We start from the raw sequence: 11,848 nt of genomic DNA, 5'->3' as shown, positions 1-11,848 counted from the left end.
GTCGCAGTGGCGCACAAGTTGGTGATCGTCGAGTCCCCGGCGAAGGCCCGCACGATCGGCGGGTACCTCGGCCAGGGCTATGTCGTCGAGTCCTCCATCGGCCACATCCGCGACCTCCCGAACAGCGCCGCGGACACCCCCGCGAAGATCAAGGACAAGCCGTGGGGCCGCCTCGCGGTCGACGTCGACAACGGCTTCGAGCCCTACTACGTCGTGCCGCGGGACAAGAAGGCGCACATCACCAAGCTCAAGGGCCTGCTCAAGGACGCCGACGAGCTCTACCTCGCCACCGATGAGGACCGCGAGGGAGAGGCGATCGCCTGGCACCTCCTCGACGAGCTCAAGCCGAAGAACATCCCGGTCAAGCGGATGGTGTTCCACGAGATCACCAAGCCCGCGATCCTCGCGGCCGCCGACAACCCGCGCGAGCTCGACATGGACCTCGTCGAGGCCCAGGAGGCGCGCCGCATCCTCGACCGCCTCTACGGCTACGAAGTCAGCCCGGTGCTGTGGAAGAAGGTCATGTCCGGCCTCTCCGCCGGCCGGGTGCAGTCCGTCGCGACTCGCCTCGTGGTGGCCCGCGAGCGCGAGCGGATGGCGTTCAAGGTCGCGTCGTACTGGGACCTCGAGGGCACGTTCGACGCCGGGGCCTCCAAGGAGCCCCGGATGTTCCCGGCGAAGCTCCACTCGATCGACGGCGGCCGCGTGGCCGGCGGATCGGACTTCGGGCCTGACGGCCTGCTCAAGAGCAAGAAGGACGAGCGGGTCCACCTCGACCGGACCGCCGCCGAGGCGCTGGTCGCCGCGCTCGCCGACACCACGTACGACGTCCGCTCGGTCGAGGCCAAGCCGTACCGCCGCTCGCCGTACGCGCCCTTCCGCACCACCACCCTCCAGCAGGAGGCCAGCCGCAAGCTCGGCATGAGCGCGTCGGTGACCATGTCGGTCGCCCAGCGCCTGTACGAGAACGGCTTCATCACCTACATGCGTACCGACTCGACGACGCTGTCGGACGCCGCGATCAACGCCGCGCGGGCGCAGGTCCGCGAGCTGTACGGCGCCGAGTACCTCCCGGACGCGCCGCGCACCTACGCGAGCAAGGTCAAGAACGCCCAGGAGGCGCACGAGGCGATCCGGCCCGCCGGTGACAGCTTCCGCACCCCGGCCCAGACCGGCCTGACCGGCGACCAGTTCCGGCTCTACGAGCTGATCTGGATGCGCACGGTCGCGTCGCAGATGAAGGACGCCGTCGGCCAGTCGGTGTCGGTCCGCGTCGGCGGCGCCGCCTCCGACGGCCGCGACGTCGTGTTCGCCGCGTCCGGTCGCGTGATCACGTTCCACGGGTTCCTCAAGGCGTACGTCGAGGGCACCGACGCCGGCAAGCGCAGCGACGACGACCAGGTCCCGCTGCCGGACCTGCACGAGGGCGACCCGGTCACCGCTGCCTCGCTCGGCGCGAACGGCCACGAGACCAAGCCGCCGGCCCGCTACACCGAGGCCACGCTGATCAAGGAGCTCGAGGACCGCGAGATCGGGCGACCGTCGACGTACGCCTCGATCATCGGCACGATCCTCAACCGCGGCTACGTCTACAAGAAGGGCACCGCGCTGGTGCCGGCGTGGCTGGCGTTCTCGGTGATCCGGCTGCTGGAGGAGCACTTCCCGCGCCAGGTGTCCTACGAGTTCACCGCCGGCATGGAGGACGTCCTCGACGAGATCGCGGGCGGCCGCAAGGACCTCAAGACCGAGCTCGGCGAGTTCTACTACGGCTCCGACTCCGTCGTCGGCCTCAAGCCGCTGGTCGACGGTCTCGGCGAGATCGACGCCCGCGAGCTCGCGACGTTCCCCGTCGGCACGCCCGAGGACGGCATCAACCTGCGCGTCGGGCGCTACGGCCCGTACCTCGAGGGCCCCGACGACGAGGGCAACGCGTACGCCGTCCGCGCGAACGTGCCCGACGACCTGCCGCCCGACGAGCTCACCGTGGCCAAGGCCAAGGAGCTGCTCGCGAACCCGGCCGGCGAGGAGATCGAGCTCGGCGTGCACCCGGAGTCCGGCCTGCAGATCGTCGCCAAGAACGGGCGCTTCGGCCCGTACGTCACCGAGGTGCTGCCCGAGGACGCGAAGAAGGGCGACAAGCCGCGCACCGGCTCGCTGTTCAAGTCGATGTCGCTGGACACCATCACCTTCGACGACGCGCTCAAGCTGCTGTCGCTGCCGCGCGTGGTCGGCGTCGCCGAGGACGGCGAGGAGATCACCGCCCAGAACGGCCGCTACGGGCCGTACCTCAAGAAGGGCACCGACTCCCGCTCGCTGACCTCCGAGGACCAGCTGCTCAGCATCACGCTCGACGAGGCGCTGCGGATCTACGCCCAGCCCAAGCAGCGCGGTCGCGCCGCGGCCGCCGCGCCGCTCAAGGAGCTCGGCGAGGACCCGGTCTCCAAGCAGCCGGTGGTCGTGAAGGCGGGTCGCTTCGGCGAGTACGTCACCGACGGCGAGTACAACGCCACCCTCCGCAAGGAGGACACCGTCGAGTCGATCACCATCGAGCGCGCCGCCGAGCTGCTCGCCGAGCGCCGCGCCAAGGGCCCGGCGAAGAAGGCCGCCAAGAAGGGCGCGAAGAAGGCGCCCGCCAAGAAGGCGGCCAAGAAGACCGCCGCGAAGAAGACCACCAAGAAGGCCGCGGCCAAGAAGTCCTAGGGCTGTGGGCGGGGCGGGTGCGGGTTCACCATGTGATGTGGTCGAACCTGCACTTCACACGGCCTGCACGCCATGAGAAGTGCGGGTTCGCCTGCATCACATGGTGAACCCGCGTCGTCGACCCCACCGAGTGGCCGCCCAACGCCCCCAGTGGTGGATAGCCTGCGCGCATGCCAGCGAGCAACCGGAAGCGTCAGCCCACGATGGCCGACGTCGCGGCGCGCGCGAACGTCTCGCACCAGACGGTGTCGCGGGTCCTCAACGACCCGGCCAGCGTCCGGCCCGAGACGGCGGCGCGGGTGCAGGACGCGATCGCCGAGCTCGGCTACCGGCGCAACCAGTCCGCGCGGCTGCTCGCGCTCAAGCACTCCGGCCTGATCGGCGTCGCGATCTGGGGCACCAGCCAGTACGGCCCGCAGCAGGTGTCGCTGGCGCTCGACGCCGCCGCCCGCAAGGCCGGCTACCGGCTCTCGGTCAGCACGCTCCACGAGCTCAGCGAGCGTGACACCCAGGAGGCCGTCGAGGAGCTGCTCCAGCTCGGCGTCGAGGCGGTGGTGCTGATCGTCCCGCGCGAGTCGCTGCTGCGCTTCGACACCGAGGCCGACATCGGCGTGCCCATGCTGGTCGTCGAGGGCGACCTGTCGCGAGTGCCGCTGACCGCCGGCGTCGACAACGTCCAGGGCGCCCAGCTGGCCACCCGGCACCTGCTCGAGCTCGGCCACCACACGGTCGTCCAGGTCGCCGGCCCGCCGGGCTGGGCCGAGGCGACCGCGCGGGTCGAGGGCTGGCGGCTCGAGCTCGAGGCGTGGGGCCGGCCGGTGCCGCCGCTGCGCTGGGGCGGCGACTGGAGCGCCCGGAGCGGGTACGCCGCCGGCGCCTCGCTCGCGCGCGACCCCGACGTCACCGCGATCTTCGCCGCCAACGACCAGATGGCGATCGGCGTGATGGCGGCGCTGCGCGAGGCCGGCCGCCGGGTGCCCGCGGACATCTCCGTGGTCGGCTTCGACGACCTCCCGGAGGCGGCGTACCTCGATCCGCCGCTGACCAGCGTGCACCAGGACTTCGCCGAGCTCGGCCGGCGCGCCATGGACCTGCTCGAGCGGGTGCTCGCCGGTGAGGAGCAGCCGACGGTCGACCTGGTGCCCACCTCCCTGGTGGTGCGCGGATCGACGGCCGGCCCGCGGACCACTTGACGACGCCGATGTGAACGTTCACAATTCGTGAACGTTCACATCCAGGGGGTCGCCGAGATGGCATTCGTAGTAGGCGTCGACTTCGGGACCCTGTCCGGTCGGGCGGTCGTGGTCCGCGTCGCCGACGGCGCCGAGCTCGGCACCGCGGTGCACGAGTACGCCCACGGCGTGCTCGAGCAGGCGCTGCCGGACGGCACCCCGCTCGGCCCGGACTGGGCCCTCCAGGTCCCGTCGGACTACGTGGACGTGCTCAAGACCGCGGTCCCGGCCGCGGTCCGCGCCGCGGGCATCGACCCGACCCTCGTGATCGGGATCGGCACCGACTTCACCGCCTGCACGATGGTCCCCACGACCGCCGACGGCACGCCGCTCAACGAGGTCGAGGGCTTCGCCTCCGACCCGCACGCCTACGTGAAGCTCTGGAAGCACCACGCCGCGCAGCCGCAGGCCGACCGGATCAACGCGCTCGCGGCCAAGCGCGGCGAGGCCTGGCTGGCGCGCTACGGCGGGCTGATCTCCTCGGAGTGGGAGTTCGCCAAGGGCCTGCAGCTGCTCGAGGAGGCGCCGGCGACGTACGCCGCCACCGAGCACTGGGTCGAGGCGGCCGACTGGATCATCTGGCAGCTCTGCGGCACCTACGTCCGCAACGCCTGCACCGCCGGCTACAAGGGCATCTTCCAGGACGGCACCTATCCCACCCGTGACTTCCTGGCCGAGCTCAACCTCGACTTCGCCGACTTCGTCGCCGACAAGCTCGAGGTCGTCACCGGCCGGCTCGGCGCCGAGGCCGGCCGGCTCACCGACGAGGCCGCCGCCTGGACCGGTCTCCCGGCCGGGATCGTGGTCGCGGTCGGCAACGTCGACGCCCACGTGACCTCGCCCGCCGCGCAGTCGACCGAGCCCGGCCAGATGCTCGCGATCATGGGGACGTCGACCTGCCACATCATGAACGGCGAGGTGCTCCGCGAGGTCCCGGGCATGTGCGGGGTCGTCGACGGCGGCGTCACTCCCGAGCTCTGGGGCTACGAGGCCGGCCAGTCCGGCGTCGGCGACATCTTCAACTGGTTCGTCACGCACTCGGTCCCCGCGGCGGTCGGCGAGGAGGCGGCGGCCCGCGGGCTGTCCGTCCACGAGCTGCTCACCGAGAAGGCGAGCACCCAGGCCGTCGGCGAGCACGGCCTCGTCGCCCTGGACTGGCACAGCGGCAACCGCTCGGTGCTGGTCGACCACGAGCTCAGCGGACTCGTGCTCGGCCTGACCCTGGCGACCCGGCCCGAGGACGTCTACCGCGCGTTGATCGAGTCGACGGCGTTCGGCGCACGCACCATCGTCGACACGTTCAACGAGGCCGGCGTGCCGGTCCGCGAGTTCGTGGTCGCCGGGGGGCTGCTCCAGAACCCGCTCGTCATGCAGATCTACGCCGACGTGCTGGACATGCCGATCTCCGTGATCCGCTCGAGCCAGGGCCCGGCGCTCGGCTCGGCGATCCACGCGGCGGTCGCGGCCGGTGCGTACGCCGACATCCACGCGGCCTCCGCGGCGATGGGTGGCGTCGAGCGGGCCGCGCACGAGCCCGACCCGGAGCGCGCGGCGGCGTACCGCAGGCTCTACGCGGAGTACCGCACCCTGCACGACTACTTCGGCCGCGGCGCCAACGAGGTGATGCGCCGGCTCAAGGCGATCCGGCGGGAGGCGCGGCGATGAGCGACGCGATCCAGCAGCTCCGCGAGGAGGTCGCGACGCTCCACCAGGAGCTGACCCGCTACGGCCTCGTCGTCTGGACCGCCGGCAACGTCTCGGGCCGCGTCCCGGGCGAGGACCTGTTCGTGATCAAGCCGTCCGGTGTCTCGTACGACGACCTCGACGCCGACGCGATGGTCGTCTGCGACCTCGACGGCCACCTCGTCGAGGGCACCCGAGCGCCGAGCTCGGACACCGCCGCGCACGCCTACGTCTACCGGCACCTGCCCGACGTCGGCGGCGTCGTGCACACGCACTCGACGTACGCCACCGCCTGGGCGGCCCGCGGCGAGGCGGTGCCCTGCGTGCTGACGATGGCCGCCGACGAGTTCGGCGGTGAGATCCCGATCGGGCCGTTCGCGCTGATCGGCGACGACTCCATCGGCCGCGGCATCGTCGAGACCCTGCGCGAGAGCCGCTCGCCCGCCGTCCTGATGCAGAACCACGGGCCGTTCACGATCGGCAAGGACGCCCGCTCGGCGGTCAAGGCCGCCGTGATGGTCGAGGACGTCGCCCGCACGGTGCACATCTCGCGCCAGCTCGGCACGCCGCTGCCGATCGCCCAGGAGCACATCGACTCGCTCCACGACCGCTACCAGAACGTCTACGGCCAGGCCGGAGGGAACGCGTGAACGACAAGCAGCAGGAGATCTGGTTCCTCACCGGGAGCCAGCACCTCTACGGTCCCGAGGTCCTCGACCAGGTCGCCGCCAACTCCGCCGAGATCGCGGCCAAGCTCGACGCGTCGCCGCAGCTGCCGGTCCGCGTCGTCACCAAGCCCGTGCTCACCGGCGGTGACGCGATCCGGCGTGCGCTGCTCGACGCGACCGCGGACGACGCGTGCGTCGGCGTGATCGCGTGGATGCACACGTTCAGCCCGGCGAAGATGTGGATCACCGGTCTCGACGCCCTGCGCAAGCCCCTGCTCCACCTGCACACGCAGGCGAACCAGGCGCTCCCGTGGGCCGAGATCGACATGGACTTCATGAACCTCAACCAGGCCGCGCACGGCGACCGCGAGTTCGCAGCCGTGCAAACCCGGATGGGCGTCACCCGCAAGACGATCGCCGGCCACGCCGACGATCCCGAGGTCGCCCGCCGCGTCGGCGTCTGGGCTCGCGCCGCGCTCGGCCGCGCCGAGATGACCGGCCTCAAGCTGGCCCGCTTCGGCGACAACATGCGCAACGTCGCGGTCACCGAGGGCGACAAGGTCGAGGCCGAGCGCCGCTTCGGCGTCTCCGTGAACACGTGGGGCGTCAACGACCTGGTCGCCGTCGTCGACGCGGTCGCGGACGCCGACATCGACGCGCTCGTCCAGGAGTACGCCGACACGTACGACGTCTCCGCCGATCTGCTGCCCGGCGGCGACCGCCACGAGTCGCTGCGCTACGGCGCCCGCATCGAGGCCGGCCTGCGCGGCTTCCTCACCGAGGGCGGCTTCGCCGCGTTCACCACGAACTTCGAGGACCTCGGCGGCCTGCGCCAGCTCCCCGGCCTCGCCGTCCAGCGCCTGATGGCCGACGGCTACGGCTTCGGAGGTGAGGGCGACTGGAAGACGTCGGTCATGGTGCGGACCCTCAAGACGGTCGCGGCCGGCCTGCCCGGCGGCACGTCGTTCATGGAGGACTACACGTACCACCTGGTCCCCGGCGAGGAGAAGATCCTCGGCGCGCACATGCTCGAGGTCTGCCCGAGCATGTCGGGCGAGCGCCCCAAGCTGGAGATCCACCCGCTCGGCATCGGCGGTCGTGAGGACCCGGTCCGACTGGTGTTCGACGCCGCCGCCGGTGACGCGATCGTCCTCGGCCTGGCGGACCTCGGCGAGCGGTTCCGCTTCGTCGCCAACGAGGTCGAGGTCGTCCCGCCGGACGCGCCGCTGCCGAACCTCCCGGTGGCCCGCGCGGTGTGGCGACCGGCGCCCGACCTCCGCACGTCGACCGAGGGCTGGCTGATGGCCGGCGGACCGCACCACACGGTGCTGTCCACCGCCCTGACCGCCGAGCACGTCGAGGACCTCGCGGAGATGACCGGCACCGAGCTGGTGCTGGTCGACGCCGACACCACGATCCGCGGCCTGGCCAAGGAGCTGAGGTGGAACGCGGCGTACCACCGACTGGCGCAGGGGCTGTGACCGCGCCGGTTGGATCGCGACCGGTCGGTGGTCGATACTGGTCGACCGCCGCGGATCAGGCTTGATCGTCACACACCAATGCGATCGGTCCGCGGCGGCCAACGCTGTCGACGAGCCCCGAGACCTGCCTCACCTGACCGAGGTGGGACTCGGGGCTCCTCGCGTCTCCGGTGGTGGTTCGCCGGCCCCTCCTGGCGCAGTTTCACCACGGTATGTAGGTGAACCTGCACTTCCCATGGCGTGCACACCGTGGGAAGTGCAGGTTCGTCTGCATCACATGGTGAAACGGCAGCGGCGGATCGACAGTGGACGACGACACCATGCGCGCGTCGTCGGACCCGCCGCCTAGGCTGTGCGCGTGAGCAGCGCCGGGACGTACGCCGAGACCGGCGTGTTCGTGTGCTTCGAGGGCGGCGAGGGCTCGGGCAAGTCCACCCAGTCGGGGCTGCTGCGCGACTGGCTGGCCGGCGAGGGCTACGCCGTACGCCTCACGTTCGAGCCCGGCGACACCGAGGTGGGCAAGAAGCTCCGCGACATCGTGCTGAGCCCCGAGACCGGCCAGCTGTCGGACCGCACCGAGGCGCTGCTGTACGCCGCCGACAAGTCCGAGCACATCGACACCGTGGTGCTCCCCGCGCTGGAGCGCGGGGAGGTCGTGATCACCGACCGGTACGTCGACTCGATGCTGGCCTACCAGGGCGCCGGCCGCGCGCTCGACGTCGACGAGGTCGAGAAGGTCGCCCGCTGGGCCACCCGCGACCTGCGCCCGCACCTGACCGTCGTCCTCGACCTCGAGCCGGCGCACGGGCTCGGCCGCTTCGCCGAGCGCGACCGGATCGAGGGGGAGTCGCTGGAGTTCCACCTGCGGGTGCGCGACGGGTTCCTGCGGATGGCCAAGGCCGACCCCGACCACTACCTCGTGCTCGACGCCCGTGCGGAGATCGACGAGATCGCCGCCGCGATCCGCGACCGCGTCGCCCCACTGCTCACTCGGGCGGCTCGATGACGGTCTGGGACGGCCTGGTCGGCCAGCACCGGGTCATCGAGACCCTGGAGGCCGCGGTCGACGGGCACGGGATGAGCCACGCGTTCCTGTTCACCGGTCCTCCGGGATCGGGTCGGTCGAACGCCGCGATCGCCTTCGCCGCCGCGCTGCAGTGCGACCGCAACGGCTGCGGCGAGTGCCAGGAGTGCCGCACCGCGCTGGCCGGCAGCCACCCGGACGTCGAGGTGGTGCGCACCCAGAAGCTGTCGATCGGCGTGAAGGAGGTGCGTGACCTGGTCCGGCACTCCGCGATGGCGCCGGTGGGGCGCGGCTGGCAGATCATGATCGTGGAGGACGCCGACCGGCTGACCGAGCAGGCCTGCAACGCGCTGCTCAAGGCGATCGAGGAGCCGGCCGCCCGCACGGTGTGGATGCTCTGCACCCCGACGGTCGAGGACGTGCTCCCCACGATCCGATCGCGTTGCCGGCTGGTCACGCTGACCACGCCGACGGCCGACGACGTCGCGGACTTCCTGACGCGCTCCGGCATCGACCCCGCGCACGCGACGTACGCCGCCCGCGCCAGCCAGGGCCACATCGGCCGGGCGAAGGCGCTGGCCCGCGACGAGGACACCCGCAACCGGCGCCGTGCGGTCGTCGCGATCCCCGCGAAGCTGACCTCGCTCGGCGCCTGCATGGACGCCGCGGCCAGCCTCAACGAGGTCGCCAAGCAGGAGGCCGAGGTGATCACCGCCGACCTCGACGCGCGTGAGAAGGCCGAGCTCGACACGGCGTACGGCGTGGTCGAGCGCGGCCGCCGGCCGAAGGAGTACGCCCCCGCGCTCCGCGAGATGGAGAAGGACCAGAAGACGCGCGCCAAGCGGCGCCACCTCGACGTGGTCGACCGCGGGCTGATGGACCTGGCGTCGGTCTACCGCGACGCGATCGCGCTGTCGTCCGGGGCGACGACGCCGCTGGTGAACGAGGAGATCCGCCGCGACGTCGAGCTGCTCGCGCGGGTCTCCACGCCGGAGACCAACCTGCGCCGGATCGCCGCGATCTTCGAGGCCCGGGAGCAGATGCTGGAGTTCAACGTGCAGCCGCCGCTGGCGCTGGAGTCCATGATGCTCGCGCTGGTCGCGCCGGAGGCGAGGGCGGGATGACCATCCGGCGAGCGGTCGCGCTCCTCGTGGTGCTCGGCCTGGTCATGGGCTCGGCGATCACCGCCGCGGTGGTCCTGACCGCCGACGACAGCCCGTCCGCGACCCCGTCCACGGTCCCGACCACGACGCCGGAGGCCGGCGCCACCGACGCGCCCCGCCCCGACCTCGCGGAGTTCTACTCCCAGGAGCTGAGCTGGGACTCGTGCGGCGACGGCAACCTCTGCTCGCAGCTCACGGTCCCGCTCGACTACGCCGACCCGTCGGGCGAGACGATCGAGATCGCCGTGCTCAAGGTCCCCGCGAGCGACCCCGACGACCGGATCGGCTCGCTGGTCGTGAACCCGGGTGGCCCCGGAGCCCCCGGCACCGACTACGCCGCCAACGCGGCGCAGGTGTTCCGGTCCCCGGTCACCGACGTCTACGACGTCGTCGGCTTCGACCCCCGCGGCACCGGCTCCAGCGACGCCGTCGACTGCCTCACCGACGACGAGCTCGACGAGTACGTCGCCGAGGACCCCGACCCGGACACCGACGAGGAGGTCGCGCAGTACGAGCACTGGGTCGACGCCTTCGGCGCCGGCTGCTCCGACCGCTCCGGCGACCTGGCCGCGCACGTCTCCACGATCGAGGCCGCGCGCGACATGGACGTGCTGCGGGCGGCGCTCGGCGAGTCCGAGATGACCTACTTCGGGGCGTCGTACGGCACGAAGCTCGGCGCGACGTACGCCGACCTGTTCCCCGACCGCGTCGGGCGGCTGGTGCTGGACGGCGCCGTCGACCTGTCGATCAGCTCGCGCGAGCTGAGCCTCCAGCAGGCCGCCGGCTTCCAGACTGCGCTGCAGGCCTACGTGCAGCACTGCGTCGACGAGGGCGACTGCTTCCTCGGTGACTCGGTCGACGAGGGGCTGTCCCGGATCCGCAGCTTCCTCGACGACGTCGACGAGCAGCCGCTGGAGACCGGCTCCGACCGGCTCCTGGAGGTCGGCAACGCGTTCTACGGCATCGTGCTGCCGCTCTACAGCCGCGACTACTGGACGATCCTCGACCAGGCGCTGCAGACGGGCCTCGACGGCGACGGGTCGGTGCTGCTGCAACTGTCCGACCTCTACCACTCGCGCGGGCCCAGCGGCTACACCGACAACAGCTCCGAGGCGATCTACGCGATCAACTGCCTCGACGACCCGTTCGCCATCACGGCCGACGAGGTGCCGGCGAACCTCCCCGACTTCGAGGAGGCCTCGCCGACGTTCGGGACCGTGTTCGCCTGGAGCATGATGAGCTGCGGCGGGATCGAGGTCGAGTCGACGGAGCGGGCGCGCGACGTGCGCGCCGCCGGCGCGGCGCCGATCGTGGTCATCGGCACGACCCGCGACCCGGCCACGCCGTACGAATGGGCCGTGAACCTCGCCGACCAGCTCGAGTCGGGTGTGCTGATCAGCCGCGACGGCGACGGGCACACCGGCTACAACTCCGGCAACGACTGCGTCGACGAGGCGACCGAGGCCTACCTGATCGACGGCGCCGTCCCGGAGGACGGGCTCAGCTGCTGAGCATCCGCACCAGCCCGGCCGCGCCGGAGCCGAGCAGCTCGAGCCAGCTGAACGAGTCGTCCCACACCGCGATCCGGCCGTCCTTGAGCTCGAACGTGCCGCGCACGCGGAACGACGTGTTCCAGGAGCCGTAGCCGAGCACGTCGGTGCGGTCGGTGAGCACCACGTCGCCACTGTCCGCCACGTGGTGCCACTCCACCTGGAGCGTCACGCCCCGGCTCACCATGTCGCGCAGCATCGCGTGCACCTTGTCGCCGCGGTACGTCGGCATCCCGGTGTTGCGCCACTCCACCCCGGGGTCCAGCAGGACCAGCGCCTGCTCGACCTCGGCGCGCGCGAGGTGGTCGAGGAAGTCACGGACGATCTGCTCGGCGGCCATGCTCGAT

At 71.6% G+C, this 11,848-nt stretch carries 9 protein-coding genes; 8 read left to right on the top strand and 1 reads right to left on the bottom strand.

The features are described 5' to 3' along the window. Positions 1-6: 6 nt before the first annotated feature. The 8 genes from topA (at position 7) to MJ604_RS18865 (ending at position 11,462) form a co-directional block, all read left to right on the top strand. Positions 7-2,700: a type I DNA topoisomerase gene (topA, locus tag MJ604_RS18900; RefSeq protein ID WP_243060144.1), complete on the top strand. Its 2,694-nt coding sequence runs from the start codon at positions 7-9 to the stop codon at positions 2,698-2,700. Between the two features lie 170 nt (positions 2,701-2,870). Further along, a complete protein-coding gene (locus tag MJ604_RS18895) occupies positions 2,871-3,893 on the top strand; it encodes a LacI family DNA-binding transcriptional regulator (protein WP_243060143.1) in 1,023 nt (340 codons plus the stop codon). A 57-nt stretch (positions 3,894-3,950) separates the two neighbouring features. Beyond that, entirely contained in the window at positions 3,951-5,597 is a 1,647-nt protein-coding gene (gene araB, locus MJ604_RS18890; protein WP_243060142.1) for a ribulokinase, read from the top strand. Beyond that, positions 5,594-6,265 (top strand): L-ribulose-5-phosphate 4-epimerase, encoded by a 672-nt coding sequence (locus MJ604_RS18885; protein ID WP_243060141.1) that lies wholly within the window; start codon positions 5,594-5,596, stop codon positions 6,263-6,265. Before araB ends, MJ604_RS18885 begins: the two co-directional genes overlap by 4 nt. Next, positions 6,262-7,764, top strand: a complete 1,503-nt coding sequence (araA, locus tag MJ604_RS18880) for an L-arabinose isomerase (RefSeq protein ID WP_243060140.1) — start codon at positions 6,262-6,264, stop codon at positions 7,762-7,764. Before MJ604_RS18885 ends, araA begins: the two co-directional genes overlap by 4 nt. 358 nt (positions 7,765-8,122) lie before the next feature. Next, on the top strand, positions 8,123-8,770 hold the full coding sequence (tmk, locus tag MJ604_RS18875) for a dTMP kinase (protein ID WP_243060139.1): 648 nt from the start codon (positions 8,123-8,125) through the stop codon (positions 8,768-8,770). Continuing rightward, the gene (locus tag MJ604_RS18870) at positions 8,767-9,912 is read left to right on the top strand and encodes a DNA polymerase III subunit delta' (protein WP_243060138.1); all 1,146 of its coding nucleotides are present in this window, start codon (positions 8,767-8,769) and stop codon (positions 9,910-9,912) included. The genes tmk and MJ604_RS18870 overlap by 4 nt, the downstream gene beginning before the upstream one ends. After that, positions 9,909-11,462: an alpha/beta hydrolase gene (locus MJ604_RS18865; RefSeq protein ID WP_243060137.1), complete on the top strand. Its 1,554-nt coding sequence runs from the start codon at positions 9,909-9,911 to the stop codon at positions 11,460-11,462. The genes MJ604_RS18870 and MJ604_RS18865 overlap by 4 nt, the downstream gene beginning before the upstream one ends. On the opposite strand, the gene MJ604_RS18860 is transcribed toward MJ604_RS18865, so the two are convergent. After that, positions 11,452-11,841 (bottom strand): limonene-1,2-epoxide hydrolase family protein, encoded by a 390-nt coding sequence (locus MJ604_RS18860; protein ID WP_243060136.1) that lies wholly within the window; start codon positions 11,839-11,841, stop codon positions 11,452-11,454. The two genes, MJ604_RS18865 and MJ604_RS18860, sit on opposite strands and share 11 nt — an antisense overlap. Positions 11,842-11,848: the final 7 nt, after the last annotated feature.

The sequence above is a fragment of the Nocardioides sp. SR21 genome, assembly GCF_022761125.1.
Classification (GTDB): Bacteria; Actinomycetota; Actinomycetes; order Propionibacteriales; family Nocardioidaceae; genus Nocardioides.
The sequence above is the reverse complement of the archived record's forward strand: the minus strand, read 5'-3'. Positions and strand labels throughout refer to the sequence as shown.